Below are 20,309 nucleotides of genomic sequence, written 5' to 3'. Positions count from 1 at the left end.
CCACCTGCAAAGGAATTCGAATTCGATGACCACCCTGGAAATCAAGGACCTGCACGTCGAGGTCGCGAACCCGGACGAAGCCGGCGAGCCCATCAAGATCCTCAAGGGCGTCAACCTGACGGTGAAGTCGGGCGAGACCCACGCGATCATGGGCCCCAACGGCTCCGGCAAGTCGACCCTGTCCTACGCCATCGCCGGCCACCCCAAGTACACGGTGACCTCGGGCTCCATCACCCTCGACGGTGAGGACGTCCTGGAGATGTCGGTGGACGAGCGGGCCCGCGCGGGCCTGTTCCTGGCCATGCAGTATCCGGTCGAGGTTCCGGGTGTCTCGGTCTCGAACTTCCTGCGCACCGCCGCCACCGCCGTCCGCGGCGAGGCCCCCAAGCTGCGTACCTGGGTGAAGGAAGTCAAGGAGACGATGTCGGCGCTGGAGATCGATCCGGCCTTCGTCGAGCGCTCGGTCAACGAGGGCTTCTCCGGCGGTGAGAAGAAGCGCCAGGAGATCCTGCAGCTGAGCCTGCTCAAGCCGAAGATCGCCGTCCTCGACGAGACCGACTCCGGCCTCGACGTCGATGCGCTGCGCATCGTCTCCAACGGCGTCAACGGGTACAAGGAGAGGGAGAACGGTGGGGTCCTGCTGATCACCCACTACACCCGCATCCTGCGCTACATCCAGCCCGACTTCGTGCACGTGTTCATCGGCGGCCGCATTGTCGCCGAGGGTGGCCCGGAGCTGGCCGAGGAACTCGACGCCAACGGCTACGTGCGCTTCACCTCTGCTGCGGTAGGAGCCTAGAAACTATGACCATCACGGTGCCCGCCTTGGATGTCGCCCGGATTCGGGCCGACTTTCCGATTCTGAGCCGTACGGTGCGCGACGGTAAACCCCTGGTCTACTTGGACTCGGGTGCCACCTCGCAGCGGCCGACGGCGGTGCTCGACGCGGAACGGGAATTCCTCGTCCAGCACAATGCGGCGGTGCATCGTGGTGCTCATCAGCTGGCCGAGGAGGCCACCGACGCCTACGAGGACGCGCGCGCCGATATCGCGCGGTTCGTGGGCGTGGCCGCCGACGAGATCGTGTTCACCAAGAACGCGACCGAATCGCTGAACCTGGTGACGTACTCCTTCGCTGACAGCCGGTTCCCGTTCCATGTCGGTCCGGGCGACGAAATCGTCATCACCGAACTCGAGCATCACGCGAATCTGGTTCCGTGGCAGGAGCTCGCGCGTCGTACGGGTGCCACGCTCAAGTGGTACGGCATCACCGACGACGGGCGTATCGACCTCGATTCGCTCGAATTGTCGCCCGCCACCAAGGTGGTCGCGTTCATCCACCAGTCGAATGTCACGGGCGCGATTTCCGATGTCGCCGAAATGGTGCGTCGTGCGAAGGAAGTCGGCGCGCTGACGGTCCTCGACGCGTGCCAATCGGTGCCACATATGCCGGTGAACTTCCGCGAACTCGGCGTCGACTACGCCGCGTTCTCCGGACACAAGATGCTCGGCCCGTCCGGTGTGGGCGTGCTCTACGGCCGTCGCGAAATCCTCGCTGACACACCGCCGTTCATTACCGGCGGCTCCATGATCGAGACCGTCACCATGGAGGCGAGCACCTTCGCGCCGCCGCCGCAGCGCTTCGAGGCCGGTGTGCCGATGACCTCGCAGGTCGTCGGATTGGGCGCGGCCGTGCGGTATCTGGAAGCGATCGGCATGGATGCCGTTGCGGCGCACGAGCATCGGCTCGTCGGCGCGACCCTGGAGGGGCTTGCCAAGATCGATGGCGTGCGCATTGTCGGTCCGACCGAGAATGTGAATCGCGGTGGCGCGGTGTCCTTTGTGGTCGAGGGCATTCACGCTCACGATGTCGGCCAGATTCTCGATGACGAGGGCGTCGCCATCCGGGTCGGCCACCACTGCGCGTGGCCATTGATGCGGCGCTTGGGAATTCCCGCCACCGCCCGCGCCTCCTTCGCCGTCTACAACACCCTCGACGAGGTGGATGCGTTGCTTGCCGCGGTGCGGAAGGCCAAGAGCTTCTTCGGAGTTGCATAGATCATGCGTATGGAGCAGATGTACCAGGAAGTCATCCTGGACCACTACAAGCACCCGCACCACCGCGGCCTGCGGGAGCCGTTCGGCGCGGAAGTACACCACGTCAACCCCACCTGCGGTGACGAGGTGACGCTGCGCGTACACATCGACGACAATGGTGATGTCGCCGATGTCTCCTACGACGGCCAGGGCTGTTCCATCAGCCAGGCATCGACCTCGGTGCTCACCGATCAGGTGATCGGTATGCCGGTGCAGCAGGCCCTGAAGGTGGTCGACTCGTTCAACGAGATGATCTCCAGCCGCGGCACCCTCGAGGGTGACGAGGACATGATCGGCGATGGCATTGCCTTCGCGGGCGTCTCCAAGTACCCGGCGCGCGTGAAATGCGCACTGCTGGGCTGGATGGCGTTCAAAGACGCGGTCGTGCGGATATCCTCCGCACAGGAGGCCACCAAGACTATGGGCAACGGGGAGTAGAGATGAGCGACACCGAACAGCAGGCCCCCGCCGCCGAGGCGCAGCCGGACAGCGCTGTGGCGCGGCCGGAGAACGCCGCAGCGCAGCCGACGGACGCCGCGGCACCGATTTCCGAGGCGGAAGTACAGCTGACGCCGGAGGAGGTCCAGCACCTGGAGGACCTCGAGGAGGCGATGCGTGACGTCGTCGACCCCGAACTCGGCATCAATGTCGTCGACCTCGGCCTGGTCTACGGCCTGAAGGTCGAGGAGAGCATCTGCAAGCTCGATATGACCCTCACCTCGCCCGCCTGTCCGCTGACCGATGTCATCGAGGATCAGGCCCGCAACGCCCTGGTCCGCAGCGGACTCGTGGAGGACCTGCACATCAACTGGGTGTGGATGCCGCCGTGGGGCCCGGACAAGATCACCGATGACGGCCGGGAACAACTGCGCGCCTTGGGATTCACCGTTTAGCACACTCTCCGGTCCTGCGGATCGAGAGGAAACGCCACCTGACAGCTGTCAGGTGGCGTTTTTCGTCAGCGTGGCACACGAAATCGCGGACGCGCCCGTACGACGGACCGCGCAGCCGCCGTCGGCCATTACGATGCCCCGGTGACCGGATACGACTACTCCGACGCGTTCGAGCATCTCGACACCTCGACGCTGCCGCCGCGCCAGCACCACATCCTCTCCGTGATTCGCGACCACGTGGTGCGGTACGGGTATGCGCCCAATACCCGGCAGATCGGGGAGCAGGTCGGGCTGAAATCCGCCTCGACGGTGTCCAAGCACCTGAACAGTCTCGAGGACAAGGGTTTCCTGCGGCGCAGCGATTCCATGTCGCGGCCCATCGATGTGCGCATGTTCCTACAGTCCGCCGCACCCGCACGCGAGACCTCCGAGGAGCAGGTGACGGTGCCGGTGGTCGGCGATATCGCGGCGGGCACCCCGATTCTCGCCGAGGAACACACCGACGATGTGCTGTCGCTACCGCGGGAGCTGGTCGGGCGGGGGACGGTCTTCGGTTTGCGGGTGCGCGGTGACTCCATGATCGACGCGGCCATCTGTGACGGCGATATCGTGGTCGTGCGCAAGGAGCACGAGGCGCATTCGGGCGAGATCGTGGCCGCCATGATCGACGGGGAGGCCACCGTCAAGGTCTATCGCCGCAGCGGAGGACATGTTTACCTGGAACCACGCAACCCCGCCTACGACGTGATCGACGGCGATGAGGCCGTGGTGCTGGGCAAGGTCGTCTCGGTAATGCGTAGGGTTTGAGACCAGGCACAATGGTGTGCGGAGCCGAAGGACTGGACATGTCGGTCCGGCTCGGCAATGATTCCGCTTGGGTTGTTACTTCTGTCACGGGAGAGTTGAATGTCGTTGCTGCGCAAGGCCGGTATCGGTTTCGCCGGTTCATCGCTCGCGGCGCTCAGTGTCGTCGCGGCGGGTCCTGCCGCCGCGGTGGAGAGCGGTTACACCGTGCACGGCGGATTCGTCGCCACCGGCGGTGATCTCTACGGCGCGATGGCGGTATCGCAGAGCGTCGGAAAAGTTACCTACGCGCTGAATTACACCGACTGGAACGGTGCGGACGCCGCGGCGGTCGAGGCCTGCGCCGCTGGTGACTGCCGCATCGTCGTGCACTTCTCCAATGCCTGCGGTGCGGTGGCACGCAGCGATGACGGCCGCTTCGCGGGCGGCTGGGGACCCACCAAGGTGGAGGCGGAGTCGGCGGCAGTCAGTGCGCTCGGCTCACAGGGCCCGAACCTGGGCTCCTCGCAGGCCGGTGGAAAGGTCGTCATGGCCGAGTGCACCGAGAACGCGCGCTGATTTCTAGTGCGTTGCCAGGCGCTGCGTCGATCCCTCGGCCAGCGCCTTCTCGACGTGGTCGATGCCGGCGATGACGCCTAGTCCGTAGGCGTCATCGCCGAGCGCGTCGAGGCGCTTCCGGGCGGCCGCGAGATGGGCGTGCGCGGTATCGAAGGCGCCCAGTCGCCGGTAGTTGTCGGCGAGATTCAGGTGCAGCGACGGATAGAAGCCGCGCACGCTCAGCGACGAGTCGTGCTGTCGCGCCCGATCGTCGGTGAGCGAGTCGGCGGCGTCCAGGGCTCGAATATCCCAGGTCAACGCATCAGCGGCATGATCGTGCAGATCGGCCAGATAGTGGGCGATGGTGCAGCGGTGTAGCGGATCGCCGGTGACTCCGACCGAATCCCACAGCGCGGCAAGCGCTTGTCTGGCCTCGGCGGAATCACCTTTGCGCCCAACGGTTACCGCATCATTGATGGCCATCATGGTCTGGTCTGCGACAGTCATGGGGGACACCGTAGGGGAGGGGGCCGACAGGATTCGTCCCGCTCGCTAGGCCTTCGCGCGACCGTGCCGGCCGTCGCCGGTAATGCGGCCACGGCGAATGAGATCGCGTTTGGTGCCGGGGCTGAGGCTGATCTGGTCGTCGCCTTCGGTGAGCGCCTCATCGGGATTCGGCCGCACGAACAGGGTGACGGTGGTGCCTTCGGTGAAGCCGTTCTTCCGCATCATGGCGGCCGAAGCATTGTTGTGCAGCTCCACATCGGTGACGATCCGGCGCGCACCGTGCTCGAAGAGGGTGTCGCAGCACGCGGTCATCAATTTGCCCGCCACACCGCGCCCCTGCATATCCGGCGCGACCGCGATCCACTCCAGGTAGGCCCAGTCATCGCGCAGTTCGAATTCCATGGACGCCAACACGAAGCCGACCACGCGATCGGAATCCACCGCCACCCAGCACGACCGCCCCGCACTGTCGAGGTGCTCGGCCACCGAGGTCAACGACCATGATGTGTAAGGCTTGGCGGAGGTGTCGAACACCTGATAACCCAGGTCGATGACCTGACGCAGATGTCCGAGTCCCATCGAGACGATGGCTATGTCGGATTCCATGCCGATCAGTTTGCCAGGTGGATGCCCGGTATTCGGTCACGCGCCCTTGCGTGCCTGCTTGGCCGGTGCCTTCTTCGCGGCCTTCTTGGTGGTCTTCTTCGCGGCGGCTTTCGAGGTGGCCTTCGCGGGATTCTGCTCGGCCGCGGGCGTGGCGGACTTGCTCGCCTTGCCTCCCGATGCCTCCAAACTCCGCTGCAATGCCGCGACCAGGTCTACGACCTCGGCGTCCATCTCCGGCGCGGTCTCTTCCGGAGCCCGGGTCACCTTGCTACTGCCATTGGCGATCGCCTCATCGAGCAGCCGCTTGAGTTCGATCTGGTACTCGTCGGTGTAGAGGCTCGGATCGAAATCGTCGGACATGGTGTCGACCAGTGTCTCCGCCATGGCGAGCTCCTGCTTCTTCGGCGCGGCCACCCCATCGAGCGATTCGAACTCCACCGACCGCACTTCATCGGGCCACAGCAGCGTCTGCAACAGCAGCACCCCGTCCAAGACCCGCAAGGCCGCCAGCCGGGTCTTCTGTCGCAGCGTGAAGTGCACCAGCGCGACCCGATTCACGTCTTCGAGGGTTTTGGCCAGCAGGACATACGCCTTCGGCGTACTCGAATCCGGTTCCAGGTAGTAGCTCTTCTCGTACAGAATCGGATCGATCTGCTCGACCGGCACGAACTGCAGAACCGGAATCTCGTGCTTCTCGGCCGCGGGCAGTTTCGAGAAGTCCTCATCGGTCAAGATCACCCGATCCCCGTCGGGTGACTCATAGGCCTTGTCGATATCCGCGAACTGCACCGACTTCCCGCAGACGCTGCACACGCGGTCGTACTTGATCCGCCCACCATCGACCGCGTGTACCTGATGGAACCGAATGTCGTGGTCCTCGGTAGCGGTGTAGACCTTCACGGGGACATTGACAAGTCCGAACGCGATGGAGCCCTTCCAAATGGACCGCATGTTCTCCACTGTACGGTTCGTCGCATTCGGTGTCGGGGCGAATCGCCGCCGATCAGGGGAGTCGCACCGACTTCTGACTCGGATCCGGGGCGACACTATCAATGCCGATACGTGAGTATGCGCATTTAACTATGTAATCCCGGCATTTTGTGACGCGAAGTCGCGGCGCAACCCCGAACAGAAGAAGGACGCACTTACCAAGTGAAATGTCGAGGAGGCCGACCGAACAGCCGCAAGAGCTGTCGGCTCGTCCGTCGGCGTGTGACGAGGGGACATAGGCAGCCCCGGTCGCGCGCGATGTCGCGTCAGCGCGACGCTCGGGTCCCGAGGGTCGCGAGTGCCAGCGTGCGGCGCAGCCGCCAGGGCAGGGCGGTGAACAGGGTGGTCATGGCGGCGGCGGTGGCTCGCAGGTCGTCTCGGCCGGAGAGGTAGGCGCGCTGCTGTTCGGCGGGGAGGGTGAAGAAGGTGTCGAAGAAGAGCGGGAGATCTCGTGGAGGTAGGGCCAGGAGTGCGCGGAGTCCAGCCAGGCGGAGGGCGTGGACGGCTCGGGCGGCGGGCGGCCAGATCGATTCTCCGGCCGCGACCGCATCGGCGGTGCGGAGGGAGGTGGCGACGCTGTAACCGGTGGCCGGGTGGGTGAGTGCGCCTGCCGCGCCGAAGGTTCGGCGGCCAGGGGTGCCGCCCTGGACCGGGAAGCGAACTCGTTCGACCCGGTCGTGGTCGGTGAATTCGATTCCACGGGAACGCAATCGGTGGTGCAGGCGGGTGCGGAGTTCGGCGGGATCGAGGGCGGGGCGGCCCGCGAGACAGGTTTCCTCGAGGAGCACGGTGTCGGGGGTCAGGGGCACCGCGTAGAGAAAGGAGCGGGGGGCGGCGGGGGATGCGCCATTGTCGAGGCGCCAGTCCATGAAGAGGGTTTCGGTGTCCGCGCAGCGGTCGCGGCCGACAATGAGGCCGTAGGCGGTTTGTTCGGCGTGGGCGGGGGAGCGGGGGAGACCGCGGGCGTCTATGACGCGGGAAGCGGTCAGTGTCGTGCCGGTTAACAGGCGTGCCGATTGCGGGCGATTACGTTGCGGGCGGGGGATTTCCGCCACTCGGTCCGCGATGATCCGGGCACCGGAGAGGGGGAGTGCGTGTTGGAGGGCGGGTGTGTCGAGGACGGCGTAGGGGCGGCGCAATTCGATGCGGCGCTCGGCCCACGCGGTCGGATTGTCGGTGGTGGTCGCAATGACGTTGGGCGGCAACCAGGTCGGGAGCTCATCGGCCCAGGCGGCGTAGGTCGCCGTCCAGGCACGGTCGGGGTTCGGGTCGACGACCGTGACCGAGAGCCCTCGGGCGAGGGCACGGTGTGCCAGGGCCCGACCTGCGGGCCCGAGCCCGCAGACGAGGAGATCGGAGCTCACCGGGTGATTGCATCACGTGCCGTGCGGACCGTTCGGTTGGGGAGTGTTTCCGCCGTTTGGGTAGGGTCAGGCGCACAGTTGGGAGAGGGAGTGCCGCGATGACGTATCCACCTGGTCAGGGGTTCGGTGGGGACCCGCACGGGTATGGGCAGCAGCCGCCCCCGCAGGATCAGGGCGGATGGGGACAGCAACCGCAGCAGCCGCAGCAGCCGCCGCAGGACCCGGCGGGTTGGGGTCAGCAGCCCGCCCCCGGATACGGCGCACAACCCGGCTGGGATCAGCAGCAGGGATATGGGCAGCAGCCGGGTTGGGAGCAGCAAGGTTTCGGCCAGCAGCAACCCGGTTGGGAGCAGCAGGGCTATCCGCCGCCGCAGGCTCCCAAGCCCAATACCGGTTTGATTGTCGGCCTGGTGGTCGCCGTGGTCGCCGCGCTGGTGCTCGTGGTCGGCGCGGTCGTGGTCGTCAACCGCAAGGACGACTCCAATCAGGCCGCTGACGCCTCCACGACCACGGAGACGACCACCGCCACGACGACCACGACCGCCGAGACGACTACGGCACCACGCACGACCACGCCGGCGGCCTCGGCCAAGCTCGGCTACGCCGAATACAGCGGCGACTGGGACTTCCGGGTGGGTGATGTCGCGTTGCAGGCGCAGTGGGTGTCGGGCAATGACGAAACCAGTTGCGCTCCCATCGAAGAGGGCGGCAAGCTCACCAGCCTGGGTTGCGAGTACGCGGCACGGCTGACCTGGAGTGCCGAGGGCGGCGAAGTTATTCTCACCCAGTTCATCGTCGGTATGGGCGATGCGGCGCACGCCTCCGCGGCGGTCGACGCGTTCGAGGACGCCGACGTGAAACTGGGTCCCGGTATGTATGTCGATCATTGGGAAACGGGTAAGTGGCGCAATGGCGCCGAGAAGGAGTTCCTCGTGATCACCTTCGCCACCGCGACGGCCACCGTCGCCACGGAGACCGTCGAGAAGTACCTGAGGTACCGGCACAACGACACCACCGGGGCGCTGCTCTTCCGCTGACCGTCGCAGCACCCGTTTCAATCAATGATTGAAACGCCGATTGAAACGTGTTTCACTTCTCCCATGGTCGAGAAGACGTCCACGCGCACGGCTACCCGCGATCGGCTGCTGACCGCCGCCGAGACACTGCTGCTCACCGAGCGCTACGACGATGTCTCGGTGCGCGGCATCTGTACCGCCGCGGGCGTGAATCCGGCTGCGGTGCACTATCACTTCGGCTCCAAGGAAGCACTGGTCGCGGCGCTCATAGAGGACCGCCTCGGACCGGTATGGGCCGACCGATTGGCCGTGGTGGACGACAACGCCTCGGTATCGGAGGTCGTCGACGCGGTGATCGAACCGTTCGTCGAACTGGCGGCCGATCCGGTGGGCCGCATGCATCTGCGTCTACTCGCTCAACTGGTGCTCGGCCGTCACCCGCTGACCTGGAATCTGCATTGGTTCCATATGGATTCATGGGTCGGGCTACTCCCGGACCTGAGTGTGGAGGACAGTCGTCGCCGTTGGAAGCTGGCCTTCGACCTGATCATCAGCCGCTTCGGCACCGGCGAGGAAATATCCGACCGATCCGCCGCCGCCCTCCGCGACTTCATGGTCGCCGGACTCACCGCGCCGAAAGTTCAGCAATGACAGACATTTTCGCCCCCGCTCAACTCGGCCCCCTCACACTGCGCAACCGCGTGATCAAGGCCGCGACCTTCGAGGGACGCACCCCCGACGCCCTCGTCACCGACGATCTGATCGATTTCCACCGCGAAATCGCCGAGGGCGGAGTGGGACTCACGACGGTGGCCTACTGCGCCACCGCGCCGGGCGGCCGCACCGACCGGCACCAGATCTGGATGCGGCCGGAGGCGGTGCCCGGTCTGCGGCGGCTGACCGACGTCGTCCACGCGGCCGGTGCTGCTGCCAGCGCGCAGATCGGGCACGCGGGTCCGGTCGCCAATGCCGCGTCCAATCGCGCCCCGGCGCTCGCGCCCAGCCGCCTGTTCAGTCCATTGGGTATGCGCTTCATGTGGGTTCCCGACGAGTCCGAGATCGCCCGCGTCATCGCCGATTACGCCACGGCCGCACGGCTGGCCGAGGAGTCCGGCTTCGACGCCGTCGAAATCCATTTCGGCCACAACTATCTGGTGAGTGCCTTCCTCAGCCCGCTACTCAACCGCCGCACCGACGGCTACGGCGGTTCGGCGGCCAACCGCGCCCGTCTGGCGCGCGAAATCGCCTACGTCGTCAGGGAAGCCGTCGGCGACCGGCTGGCGGTGATCGCCAAACTGAATATGGAGGACGGCGTCCGCGGCGGACTCGATCTGCCCGAATCACTGCGGGTGGCCGCCTGGCTGGAAGCCGACGGCGCGCTCGACGCCCTCGAACTGACCGCCGGCAGTTCCCTGCTCAACCCCATGCTCCTGTTTCACGGCGACGCTCCCCGCCGCGAATTCGCCAAGGTCCTTCCCGGACCGGCTCGTTGGGGGTTCCGCCTCGTCGGTCGCGGGTTCCTGAAGGAATACCCCTACCGCGAGGCCTACCTCCTCGACCGCGCGCGCCAGTTCCGCCGCGAACTCGCCATGCCCCTGATCCTGTTGGGCGGCATCACCAGTCACGACACCATGCGCCAGGCGATGTCGGAGGGCTTCGACTTCGTAGCCATGGGACGCGCCCTGCTCCGCGAGCCAGACCTGTTGCGTCGCATCCAATCCGACCTGTCGACCAGATCGGCCTGCATCCACTGCAACCAGTGCATGCCGACCATCTACACCGGTACCCGCTGCGTCCTGCGACTGGACCAGCCGGGCACACCGGCCGCCACCACGACATAGCGACCGCGGAGACGGCAACGCCCGCCGCTTCGAACGCGAAGTGGCGGGCGTGGGTGCTCGTCGTTCAGATACCGCCGGTGGACAGCAGCCCGCCGTCGACGCGCACCGTCTCGCCGGTAATCCACGAAGCCCCGTCGGAGACCAGGAAGGCCACCAGTGCCGCAACGTCTTCCGGCTTCCCGAGCCGCTTCATCGGGTACACGTTCGCGGCAGCCTCTTCATCGGCCGAGTACAGCGCGTCGGCGAACTTGGTCTTCACCACGCCCGGCGCGACCGCGTTCACCCGAATATTCGGCCCGAGCTGCCACGCCAACTCCTCGGTCAGGCGAATGAGCGCCGCCTTCGACGCGCCGTAAGCCGCGATCACGCCCGTGGACCGAATCCCCGCCACACTGGCGAGATTCACCACCGCACCACCGTTCTCACTCATCCACGCCTTGTACGCCTCCTGGATGTACCCCAGCGCCGCAACGACATTGATGTCGAAGATCTTCCGCACAGCATCCAGGTCGGCCTCCATCAGCGACCCGTACACCGGATTGATCCCCGTGTTGTTGATCAGAATGTCCAGCGATCCGAATTCGGCAACAGCGGTAGCGACCTGCTCCGCCCGCGCCGCGGCATCCCCGGAGTTTCCGGCCACCGCGACAACCTTGCCCGGGTGCCCCAGCCCGCGCAGCTGCTCGGCCGCCTCTTCCAATGGCCCCTGCTTCCGCGCCGTGATCAGCACATTGGCCCCACGCCCCAGCAGCTCCGCCGCCACCGCGAACCCGATCCCCCGGCTCGCCCCACTGACCAGCGCGCCCTTGCCCTTCAGATCATCACTCATGTGCTGGCACGTTACGTCAGTCACAAGATCTGATCGAATTTGCCCCATGTTAGGGGTTCATGCCGTCACACGATACCGGGTGCCGGTTCCGTCTGCGGCGGGATGGTGGTCGCAGTTGCTGCTCGTTGTGGGTTGCGGGCCAGTGGGGGTGTTTGTCCTGTAGTTGCTGAAAGTGCTTCGGTCACGCTGTCGCCGTCGGCCAGTGTGAGCCGCCGCAGATGGTGGGATTCGTCGAATTCGGCCGCACGAACCTCCGTGCCGAGGCGCAGGTGGCGGCGCAACCGATGACGGTCGGCGATGTCGTGCGCGTACTTCTGCAGTTCGGCCCCGGGGGCGAATATCCGCGACCAGTGCGGGTTCTGGGCAAAGCGAGAGGAGTAGGTGAACGACGGAATATCCACGGCCACACCGGGGTAGGTGTTGTCGCGCCAGGTGCCTCCGACATCGTCGCGGCGTTCGAGGACCACGAAGTCGTCGATGCCGAGTCGCTGGAGTTCGATCGCTGCGGCCATCCCGCAACGATCTGCTCGCGGCCGTGTTCGACCATGCACTGCAGAGCGCCACCGCCACGATGCTGGCAGCAGTCGAACTCGATGCCGATCCATCCCGCTTGACCCGGAGCGTCGTGACCGCCACGCTCGATCTCGCGGCGGACGGGCCGGGCATAGTCCGAATACTGTTCGTCGACGGTCCCAGCGACCGGTCCTGCGCGCGGAAGCCATGGCCCTTCAACTCACCCTGGAAGGCATGGTCAAACAGGTGTCGAGCGGCCCCGGCGCACCCGAGGGCATTGCCGCTGATCCTTCGCTGCTCGCCACCGGGGTCGTCGGCGCGGCCATAGCGCTCCTGGCCGCCTGGACCACTGGGCGCCTGGACACCACCCGAGACCGCATCGTGGACCTCGTCGTCGATTCGCTCGAAAACCTCACCCGGCGGGCACAACACCCGCGCTAGGCATGTCTCCCCATTGCTCGAGCCATTCGGCGGCGCAGCTCATGAGGAAGCTGGCGCGATAGACGACGGATCGCCATCGTTCGACCTTGTCGAAGGCGCATTCGACGACGTTGCGGGGGAGCTGCTGCGTAGGGTGCCACCCCAGAGCCTGGTGGCACGGATACCGTCGAGCGTCGCAGGAAATATTGGACTGTCGCCGGGGCCGATGAACGCACTCAACTGCCGATGAGCGAGCACGTCGAACTCGTCGGCGTTACCGTGCATTTGGGGATCACGACCGGCGCCCGGGTGAAGGTGCCGCACCTGCGGCACGCTATGACCGATCTGGTCCCCACCGCCAAGGCCCAACGCTGGGACCCCGCCGAAGTAGTGCGGGTGCTGCCAGCCGAAGAAAACGCCGGCCGGGACGCAGCCAACCTGCGCGCCCGCCGCGTTCCTCAGATGAGCCTGCAAACACATGCATTGGCACGTTGTAGCGCCGCTCGACCAGTTGCGATGCGCCGCCGTCATCCGTCATGGGTTCCAGCTGCAACACGGTCTTTCCCGTTTGCGGTTTCGCGAGAGGTGATCCGGTTTGTGCGACCGACCGCGCGGCCCACCGTGTTGCGTACCACGAGGCCTGGTCGGGTGCTGGGCACCATGAGTCTGGAGAGCACGCCGACGCGTCGCTGCCGCGGTCGCACTTCGCGGCGGAGCCGCGACTCGTAGGTGGCGAAGGCGCGGGCGTGATCGCCGTGGTGGGAGGCGAGTTCTTCCGCGAGGGCATACGCTCCTGCCATCGCCATGCTGGACCCGTCGCCCAGCAGGGCTGTGGCCGCCGCCGCGTCCCCGAGTAGTACGACCCGTCCGCGGGACCACGAGGGCATCCGGACGGTCGTCAGGGGGTCGAAGAACGGGGCTGGGTGGTCGAGGTACGCCGCCACGAGTTCCGGCGCCCGCCACCGCACGTCGGCGTACGTGTCGGCCACGGTTTGCTTGTGGAGAGCGATGTTTTTGCGGTCGTGGGCCGCCAGCGGTGCGGCCCGGAAGGTGAAGATCGCGAGCGGCGTGGTGCGCGAGGGGTGGACGACCAGCATCCGGTTCGGCACGGTCAGCATCGTCAGCTCGCTCGGGTCGTCGATGGCGTCGGGTTCCAGCGGGACGGTCGCGCCGTATAGACCCAGGTCGCTCACGAACTGCCGCTCGGGCCCGAACACCAGACGCCGTATGGTGGAGTGCATCCCATCGGTACCGACCACCAAGTCGAAACGCCGTGGCGGGGACCGTCGAAAGGTGACGTCGACCCCGCCTTCGTCCTGATCGAGTGCGGTGACCGTGTCGTCGAACACGAACTCAGCATCGCCCCGCGCCGACCGGTGGAGTACCTCGGACAGGTCGGCCCGGGTCACCTCGACCGTCGGCGACCCTCCCGAGGAGGCGGGAAGTCGCAGGACTCGTTTGCCGGCCGGGTCGAGCAGGGTCAGCGACCGATTGCGGGTGGCGAGCTCGCGCAGCTGCGGAAGGATGCCCATACGCTCGGCGACCGGTATCGCGGGCCCCTTCACGACGATCGCGCTGCCACCGGAGCGCAGCTGCCGGGCATGCTCGACGACAGTCGGCCGGTATCCGTTCCGGGCGAGCCAGTACGCGAGCGCGGGCCCGGCGATTCCGGCACCGACTATCAGCACCTCGGGCTTCTTCATGACAACACCTCTCGGAGCGTCGGCGGCCACATTTCCGGCCGTGTAGGTACGATTGATTTCGTACTCGAGTAGAGCACGTCCCTGAGGTACGATGCAAGACGTACCTGAAAGGGGTGTTCGTGGCCGGAACGAACCTGGTCGGTCCAGAGGTCGACGCGCTAGAGCTGGGCGTGGTGCTTCGCGCTCTCGCTGACGAGCACCGGCGTTCGGTGATGACGAAGTTGGCCGCCGACCGCACCGACAGCGAGCGAGGCTGTAACTCGTTCGATCTCCCGATCTCGAAGCAGACCCAGACCCACCACTTCCGAGTCCTGCGCGAAGCAGGCCTCATCGACGAGATCGACTACGGCAACCGCAAGGGCATCCGCCTACGACGCACGGACGTCGAGAGCAGGTTTCCCGGACTGCTCGCACTCCTGGAAGCCGAACACCAGGACGGTACTGTTCCTTGCTGAACGGAGCCCCTCGTCTCGCGGCCGGTGCTGGCTGAGCTCGGTCGTTCCACCACGAGCGTTGTTGCCGGTGGGCTGTGAAGACGTGGCCAAGCCCTTCGGGGCGATACAGCTGGAACATCTACGACGCCGCGGTGATGAGGTCGCTGTCGTTCACATTCAGTTGGAAGACAACGACATTCAAGGTCATATCCTGCGCCACGTGCGGTGACTGCATTCCCGGCGAATATTCAGCTTCTCGACGCCGACGGCAACGCAGTCGTCGACTATCAACCACAACATGAATGCCATCAACACCAATCGCCGTGTCGAGGCATCAGTCGAAGCGCAGGGACAGTAAGCGGTCATCTCGTCAGTGCCGTTCAACCCGTCCGTAGAGCGCTCCCGGAGACATGGTTCCGGGAGCGATCTGGTTTGCCTCGACAAGCGAAGCGCTGAGAGGTTCCCCGAGCCGAAGCCTGCTGGCTACGTCCGGTAATGGCACATGTCGCGCTGACCGAACCGGCCAGATTCGGATGTCAAGCTGAACCCCTGACGTCAGATTCCACCGATACGACATCCCGCCGGTCGGGGGTGACGTCAGGATTCACCGATCAACGTCGTCCGGATTCGCCGATGTAGCCACCCCGTTCTTCCTCAGCGGGCAATGCCGGAAAATGGTGTGTTGGGGCCGCAGCCCGCATGACATGCGTGTTGGCCGGTTCGGTCAGCGCAGATGGCGGCAACAGCGGGTGTTCACTCGGCTCAGACCAGAAACCCTTGCACTGCCATCAGTCAGCGGTCGGGTTGGTCTATGTGTGCCATATGACCTGCATTGTCGAGGACAACCGCTTCCGCATTCGGGAGCAGGCCGGCTGTCTGCTCCGCCAACGTCGCAGGGAAGGCCATGTCGTAGCGGCCGTGTAGTAGGAGAGTCGGTATCCCTGTCTCCGACAGGCGACGAAGGGGGTTATCGATCCGCGCCGAGGGCAGCGCTCCCGCACGTCGCGCACGGTCCCAGTCGGCGGAAAAACGCACTGCCCCTACGCGTCTGCGGTATTCGGGCAGGGCTTCTGATCTCCAGATGTTGGCGCGCGCACCAGCGAAGGCCGCCGCGCGCGTTCGTTCGGCCTCGGGCGCGCTCGGGCTCGCCCATACTTCGCGTTCGGGTGCGCACGCCAAGGCCCGCTCCGGCCAGTTCTGGTACGAATCGGCGGGAACGGGAAGGACGCTGCTGGAGGCGATGATCATCCTCCGTATCCGCAGTGGCGCGGTGATGGCCAAGCGTTGTGCCAACAGCCCACCGTAGGAGAAGCCCAGCACGTCTGCGGTAGCACCGTCGAAGCTGTCGAGGATGGTCAGGAGATCATCTACGACGGCATCCGGATGGTAATTCACGAGCGGCAGGCCACGTGCGGAACGGCCACAACCGCGCAGGTCCGGAAGCAATAGGCGATGTGTGCCAATCATTTTCGCCAGTGGTTCACGAAGGTAACTGTGGTCCCAGTCGGGTCCACCGTGGATGACGAGTAACCAGGGCAGATCACCACTCCCCGCATATGCGACGAACAACTCGACCTGCCCGCCCACTACGCACTCTTCCCACATCCGAATCATCTCCCACACACGATATTCGGCGTGATGACCAATTCGGCGTCGACAGACTGCCCTTGGGATTGCCTCCACCATCCCGGATTCTCCGGGATCAGCTAGTTAACCAACCCCTCGGCGTGCCGAACACTTGCCTCCCGCAACGCAATTGCTTTGTCGGTCAGCTCAGCGACGTTACCGGGACACCTGACACTCCTCGACTCACTCAACCACGCGGCTGCCTGGATACCGGCGACCAGCCAGAAGGTAGTCGTTCATGTTGGCCAAGATTCCGGCGATTCGTCCTGGTCCCCATCTCGCGACAGCGTCGTTGACGGTCAAGCTGGAGGCGACGAAGTTGAGGACCTGTATATCGCGCAGTACCAGGTACGGCTCGAGCAGTTCTGAGAAGTTGTCTGGCAGGTCTCGAACGCTGCTGTAGCCCCGCAGGAACTCCCTGGCGAACCCCTCGTAGGCGTGGTCGGTTTCGGTGATCCGGTGGAGGTGGAGGTAGCGCTGTCGTCAAAGGGGTTTGAGAGTGCCGCTCTACATGTAGAAGGCATATCGGCCCTGCGGCCGGTCCTGTGGACTCAAGTGGCGGAGGATCTGCCCGACCCTGTCTGCAGTTCGAAGCGTGATGGGTAGTCGTCCATCGAGCTGAGTCTGGTTCCAGTTCATCTTGGTCAGCGCGAGCAGTTCCTCGGCGAGTTGTTCTGGGCTGGATTCGGTTTCGACCATTCGGAACGGCAGTGGTGTGGGGATATACATGCCGGGGTAGGTGCCGTAGAAGGGCACGCTCCCTCGGGTGTACAGGACGTGCTGGCGTGCGCCGAGGCTTAGTAGTGTGCCGCGTAATGGCGGGTGTTCGGCAGACCGGAACATCCGCACGGGCTCCTGAGCGGGGAACCAGAGCAGTTCGATGGCATCGATGTCCGCGCCGTCGGCTGCGGTGCGGAATCCGTCCGTCTCCTCTGATGTGTACGACGAGGTCTTGTGTAGGACGACGCGCGCGGGCAGGTGCCGGTGTTCCTTGCGATACCGGCTGAGTGCGTCTTTGAGCAAGGCGTGGGCATCGGCTTGGGAGAGATGGGGTTGGCGATCGTGGTGAGAGACCTTGGCTGCTGCACCGCGAACTATGACTCCGTCACCGCGCTGGTTGAACACCTGGGCGACGCTGGTCTCCAACGTGGCGCTGTCGCCGCTGCGGTAGAAGGTGACTCCCACATAGCAGCTGTCCAAATCGGTCGACTGCCGTGGCAAACGCCATGGCACTCCTCCCGCTTTGTAGTACAAGGCGGTATGCAGGTTCCACGCGCGTGTGGCTTCGTCCTGGAGGCGGGGCTTATCTCCGGGCGGTGTGAAATTCGGATCCCAGGTGCTACGGCGGATGATCTGTATGGGGCGGCTGTAGCGCATAGCTCTGGCCTTCAGCAAGGCTCGGAAGTCCTCAACAGGCTCAGTGGGCGGGGCCTTCTTCCAGGGCGCTTCTGGGTCGACTTGGAGTGCTGGTCGTTCGGGGAGGTGTTCCGGCCGGGCAATCAGCACGACGTCGCAACCGGGCTCTTCGTCGAGAACATCGAGTTCGGAGGCGTACATTTCGACGGCGGCTTGGACCGCGTCCTGGGGCGTCAGGTCGGCTAGCTGTTGTAGGTCGCGGTCGCGGATCGGACGTTCCAGGCGTGTGTCCCATACCAGGGTCGAGCGGAAGCCAGCGCTCGTATCGAATCCGGGGAACGGTACGAACAGGCGACCGAGTCGGCTGCTTTTGGCGGCTATCGGTTGACGACAGGTATCGAGCCAGCATCGCAGGCCATGAATCGAAGCGGGGGTACCAATGATGCCGACCCGGATGGCGCGCACGGCGGTGTTGGTGGCGTCGGCGGGGCCATAGTCGGTGATGCCGTGACGCGGATCGATATGTGGTGCACCGCCGCCAAACTCGAGTGAGGGCTCGTCCAGGACAGTCAGTTTCACAGCTCCACCTCGAAGAGGGCCAGTTCATCGGTGGTTAGGGGGTCGAACTCTGAGTCGGTGTCGGTGTCGTTCTTCCGTGGGTCGGATAGCCAGTCAGCATCGTCGATTGCGCGGTTGGCCGTGAAGTTCACTAACTTGCCGTAGGTCAAGATCGTTTCTCTGGGCTCGAACACGCCTTCTTCCCCGTGTAGGTAGGTGGCCCACATCCGGGCGTGGCCGAGAACGGCCAAGTTTCGGTCGAGACGTTTGATACCTGTCAGATAGTCCGACAGGAATAGCGAGTCACGATGCCCGTCGCGTGTGTAGTGGTAGGTCGGCGTCAGTGCACAGAACCACTCGTCCTCGAGCCGCAGGAACTGCCATTGAAGCGCCGCGTGTTTGCAGTAACTGATTTCGCCAGGTGTCTTCTTCTTGAATTTCGGCTTGAAGACTTCCCTTTGCCGTCCACTGGCGCCGCGGATATTACGAGGCTTCAGGTCCGGAGTGGGACGGAAGAAGACAACTTTGCGACCTCCGTGCCAGGCGCAGTCAATGCTCACATCACGTTGCAATGCGTAGTTGAGTAGCTGCACTAGCCAGCGCTGCCTGGTCGGGTCGTCGCTCCATTCCGCAGTTTCCACCACATCGGTAGGACCGTTTGTGATGCGGCGGAGCGCGCTCTCCTCCGGAGGCAGCCAGCTGTAGACATGTCCGCGTCTCAGGATGTAGTCGTGCCGCACATCCTCATCCGCGCGTTCGCGTTGCCGAGCGATCACCTGGCGAGGGTCGGTGTACTCGGTCGGGGCACTGTAAAGAAGAGCTGGGATGGCGACTGGCAGAAGATTTGAGGTGAGGTCCTCGTTGCGGTGCTCGGCTACCGCGACATGTGCGCGTCCATGCGGGTCCGCGAGATTGAGCAGCCGTTGTGCTGCACCCTCGTCGAGGCGTTGAGTGCTCTTATCGAAGTCGACTCGGCCAGAGGCACGATGCCCGGGGTCGGCGAACCAGGGTTGAACGTGCACCCACCATGCCTCGCCGGTCTGGGGATGGGAGCAGACCAGCAGGACTGGATTGTCTGCGCTCATCCAGTAGTCAACGTCGGCACGCTTACACAGATAGTGGAACCCGCGGTCCGTCTCTCCAGGGAATAGTCGGTCACTGGCTTTGCTCTGCACGAACAGCACCCTGTTGGAGACTTCGCCGGTGGACGGATCTCGTAGTTCAATCTCTCCGTCGATACCGGCATCGAGTGCGCCGGCACGTTCGTGCCACACGTACCCCATCTTGTTGGTCATTTGGTGGATGAGGGCGATGCCACTGTCGCCGATGTGTGCACTCGTGCCGATCTTCTTCATTGACCCCTCCATCTCTGGTTTCGGACCGGGCGTCTCGTGCGCCTGAATAGAAGGAGCTTCGTGGGGAAGCGGGATCAACCATCTGCGCCATTGCCGTCGCGAGGAACGCTACGCCGAGGGACCGACAACGACTGCAGGGCAAAGACGGAACGATCCGGACCTGCCTTGGTTCGCCACTGTGGCCGTCGGGTGGATAGCAGCGCACCGTCGTCGCGGTCAATCCCTCCGGCTGCACCGTCTGCCCCACGCGGCCGACGCGGTGATGGGGGTACTCCCACCGCAGCCGTTCTGCCCCGAGGACATCCCCGGCGACGTCACCGTCCGCGCGATGACCAACGACGACTGGGATGCCGTACTCCCCATCTACGGCGAGGGAATCGCCACGCGCAACGCCACTTTCGAGACCGAGGTTCCCGCCCATGCGGACCTCGACGCGACATGGCTTGCCAGACACCGCTGGGTCGCCGAGCTCGACGGCGAGGTCGTTGGCTGGGCCGCGCTCGCCTCCGTCTCTACCCGCGACTACTACGGCGGTGTCGCCGAAACCTCCGTCTATGTAGAGGACGGCATGTGCGGCCGAGGAGTCGGCAAGGCGCTGGCCCGTACCCAGATCATCGCCGCTGATCAGGATGGCCTCTGGACTCTGCAGACCTCGGCCTTCCCCGAGAACCGCGCCAGCATTGCCCTGTATCGAGGGCTGGTGGACCGAACCGCCCTCCGTCGATGACCAGATCGTCACCGCCTTGCTCGCCTTCTCTCCGGGACTTTCCATGCCGTTCATCGCCGAGTGGATCAGCCGGGTCCCTAGTTGGATCGATTGGCGACGCGCCGGTGATCCTGTGCTCTTCCATCCCGATGAC

The 20,309-nt window shown here is 64.9% G+C and carries 21 protein-coding genes and 1 pseudogene; 12 read left to right on the top strand and 10 right to left on the bottom strand.

Translation table 11 applies throughout. The annotated features are described in order from the left end of the window. The first annotated feature begins 25 nt into the window (after window positions 1-25). The 6 genes from sufC to NU1_RS32975 all read left to right on the top strand — a co-directional run bounded on the left by sufC (window position 26) and on the right by NU1_RS32975 (window position 4,352). Window positions 26-799 carry a Fe-S cluster assembly ATPase SufC gene (gene sufC / locus NU1_RS33000; protein ID WP_067527479.1) on the top strand — a complete coding sequence of 258 codons (774 nt, stop codon included), beginning with the start codon at window positions 26-28 and terminating at the stop codon, window positions 797-799. A gap of 5 nt (window positions 800-804) precedes the next feature. Beyond that, window positions 805-2,058, top strand: a complete 1,254-nt coding sequence (locus tag NU1_RS32995; RefSeq protein ID WP_067527473.1) for a cysteine desulfurase — start codon at window positions 805-807, stop codon at window positions 2,056-2,058. A gap of 3 nt (window positions 2,059-2,061) precedes the next feature. Continuing rightward, entirely contained in the window at window positions 2,062-2,535 is a 474-nt protein-coding gene (gene sufU, locus NU1_RS32990) for a Fe-S cluster assembly sulfur transfer protein SufU (RefSeq protein ID WP_067527471.1), read from the top strand. Between the two features lie 2 nt (window positions 2,536-2,537). Then, window positions 2,538-2,990 carry a metal-sulfur cluster assembly factor gene (locus tag NU1_RS32985; RefSeq protein ID WP_084522030.1) on the top strand — a complete coding sequence of 151 codons (453 nt, stop codon included), beginning with the start codon at window positions 2,538-2,540 and terminating at the stop codon, window positions 2,988-2,990. Between the two features lie 141 nt (window positions 2,991-3,131). Beyond that, window positions 3,132-3,797, top strand: coding sequence for a transcriptional repressor LexA (gene lexA / locus NU1_RS32980; RefSeq protein ID WP_067527469.1), 666 nt, complete (start codon window positions 3,132-3,134; stop codon window positions 3,795-3,797). 99 nt (window positions 3,798-3,896) lie between these two features. After that, window positions 3,897-4,352 carry a DUF4189 domain-containing protein gene (locus NU1_RS32975; protein WP_067527467.1) on the top strand — a complete coding sequence of 152 codons (456 nt, stop codon included), beginning with the start codon at window positions 3,897-3,899 and terminating at the stop codon, window positions 4,350-4,352. A 3-nt stretch (window positions 4,353-4,355) separates the two neighbouring features. Here NU1_RS32975 and NU1_RS32970 read toward each other — a convergent pair whose 3' ends face one another. The 4 genes from NU1_RS32970 to NU1_RS32955 all read right to left on the bottom strand — a co-directional run bounded on the left by NU1_RS32970 (window position 4,356) and on the right by NU1_RS32955 (window position 7,798). Beyond that, window positions 4,356-4,838 carry a hypothetical protein gene (locus tag NU1_RS32970; RefSeq protein WP_067527465.1) on the bottom strand — a complete coding sequence of 161 codons (483 nt, stop codon included), beginning with the start codon at window positions 4,836-4,838 and terminating at the stop codon, window positions 4,356-4,358. 45 nt (window positions 4,839-4,883) lie between these two features. Continuing rightward, complete coding sequence (locus tag NU1_RS32965) at window positions 4,884-5,444, bottom strand: GNAT family N-acetyltransferase (RefSeq protein WP_067527463.1); 561 nt, start codon at window positions 5,442-5,444, stop codon at window positions 4,884-4,886. Window positions 5,445-5,480: 36 nt separating this feature from the next. Next, the gene (gene ku / locus NU1_RS32960; RefSeq protein ID WP_170264155.1) at window positions 5,481-6,395 is read right to left on the bottom strand and encodes a non-homologous end joining protein Ku; all 915 of its coding nucleotides are present in this window, start codon (window positions 6,393-6,395) and stop codon (window positions 5,481-5,483) included. Window positions 6,396-6,700: 305 nt separating this feature from the next. Continuing rightward, on the bottom strand, window positions 6,701-7,798 hold the full coding sequence (locus NU1_RS32955) for a lycopene cyclase family protein (protein WP_067527459.1): 1,098 nt from the start codon (window positions 7,796-7,798) through the stop codon (window positions 6,701-6,703). Window positions 7,799-7,896: 98 nt separating this feature from the next. Between NU1_RS32955 and NU1_RS43565 the strand changes: the two genes are divergently transcribed. The 3 genes from NU1_RS43565 (at window position 7,897) to NU1_RS32940 (ending at window position 10,655) form a co-directional block, all read left to right on the top strand. Further along, window positions 7,897-8,835 carry a hypothetical protein gene (locus NU1_RS43565; protein ID WP_067527457.1) on the top strand — a complete coding sequence of 313 codons (939 nt, stop codon included), beginning with the start codon at window positions 7,897-7,899 and terminating at the stop codon, window positions 8,833-8,835. Window positions 8,836-8,898: 63 nt separating this feature from the next. Further along, window positions 8,899-9,465, top strand: a complete 567-nt coding sequence (locus NU1_RS32945; protein ID WP_067527455.1) for a TetR/AcrR family transcriptional regulator — start codon at window positions 8,899-8,901, stop codon at window positions 9,463-9,465. After that, window positions 9,462-10,655 (top strand): NADH:flavin oxidoreductase, encoded by a 1,194-nt coding sequence (locus NU1_RS32940; RefSeq protein ID WP_067527453.1) that lies wholly within the window; start codon window positions 9,462-9,464, stop codon window positions 10,653-10,655. Before NU1_RS32945 ends, NU1_RS32940 begins: the two co-directional genes overlap by 4 nt. Before the next feature lie 64 nt (window positions 10,656-10,719). Here NU1_RS32940 and NU1_RS32935 read toward each other — a convergent pair whose 3' ends face one another. Together NU1_RS32935 and NU1_RS32930 are read right to left on the bottom strand one after the other, a co-directional pair. Continuing rightward, window positions 10,720-11,484 carry an SDR family oxidoreductase gene (locus NU1_RS32935; RefSeq protein ID WP_067527451.1) on the bottom strand — a complete coding sequence of 255 codons (765 nt, stop codon included), beginning with the start codon at window positions 11,482-11,484 and terminating at the stop codon, window positions 10,720-10,722. Between the two features lie 65 nt (window positions 11,485-11,549). Then, the gene (locus tag NU1_RS32930; protein ID WP_067527449.1) at window positions 11,550-11,996 is read right to left on the bottom strand and encodes an NAD(P)-binding protein; all 447 of its coding nucleotides are present in this window, start codon (window positions 11,994-11,996) and stop codon (window positions 11,550-11,552) included. Between the two features lie 208 nt (window positions 11,997-12,204). Between NU1_RS32930 and NU1_RS32925 the strand changes: the two genes are divergently transcribed. Beyond that, the gene (locus NU1_RS32925) at window positions 12,205-12,438 is read left to right on the top strand and encodes a YtxH domain-containing protein (protein ID WP_067527447.1); all 234 of its coding nucleotides are present in this window, start codon (window positions 12,205-12,207) and stop codon (window positions 12,436-12,438) included. 506 nt (window positions 12,439-12,944) lie between these two features. Here NU1_RS32925 and NU1_RS32915 read toward each other — a convergent pair. Next, window positions 12,945-14,120 (bottom strand): FAD-dependent monooxygenase, encoded by a 1,176-nt coding sequence (locus NU1_RS32915; protein WP_067527443.1) that lies wholly within the window; start codon window positions 14,118-14,120, stop codon window positions 12,945-12,947. A 119-nt stretch (window positions 14,121-14,239) separates the two neighbouring features. Here NU1_RS32915 and NU1_RS32910 point away from each other — a divergent pair, with 119 nt between their 5' ends. Then, the gene (locus tag NU1_RS32910) at window positions 14,240-14,575 is read left to right on the top strand and encodes an ArsR/SmtB family transcription factor (protein ID WP_067527516.1); all 336 of its coding nucleotides are present in this window, start codon (window positions 14,240-14,242) and stop codon (window positions 14,573-14,575) included. Window positions 14,576-15,346: 771 nt separating this feature from the next. Here the strand turns inward: NU1_RS32910 and NU1_RS32905 are convergent. The 3 genes from NU1_RS32905 to NU1_RS32895 form a co-directional block, all read right to left on the bottom strand. Next, on the bottom strand, window positions 15,347-16,159 hold the full coding sequence (locus NU1_RS32905; RefSeq protein WP_067527514.1) for an alpha/beta fold hydrolase: 813 nt from the start codon (window positions 16,157-16,159) through the stop codon (window positions 15,347-15,349). Between the two features lie 528 nt (window positions 16,160-16,687). Further along, entirely contained in the window at window positions 16,688-18,115 is a 1,428-nt protein-coding gene (locus NU1_RS32900) for an argonaute/piwi family protein (RefSeq protein ID WP_067527441.1), read from the bottom strand. After that, on the bottom strand, window positions 18,112-19,449 hold the full coding sequence (locus NU1_RS32895) for a DUF4365 domain-containing protein (RefSeq protein ID WP_067527439.1): 1,338 nt from the start codon (window positions 19,447-19,449) through the stop codon (window positions 18,112-18,114). Before NU1_RS32895 ends, NU1_RS32900 begins: the two co-directional genes overlap by 4 nt. 203 nt (window positions 19,450-19,652) lie before the next feature. Between NU1_RS32895 and NU1_RS32890 the strand changes: the two are divergent. Continuing rightward, window positions 19,653-20,161 (top strand): annotated as a pseudogene (locus NU1_RS32890) (GNAT family N-acetyltransferase); the annotation flags it as partial. Between the last annotated feature and the right edge of the window lie 148 nt (window positions 20,162-20,309).

Origin of the sequence: Nocardia uniformis NBRC 13702 (genome assembly GCF_001613345.1) — a bacterium.
GTDB classification, from domain to species: Bacteria; Actinomycetota; Actinomycetes; order Mycobacteriales; family Mycobacteriaceae; genus Nocardia; species Nocardia uniformis.
This window is presented reverse-complemented; position numbering and strand designations above follow the sequence as displayed.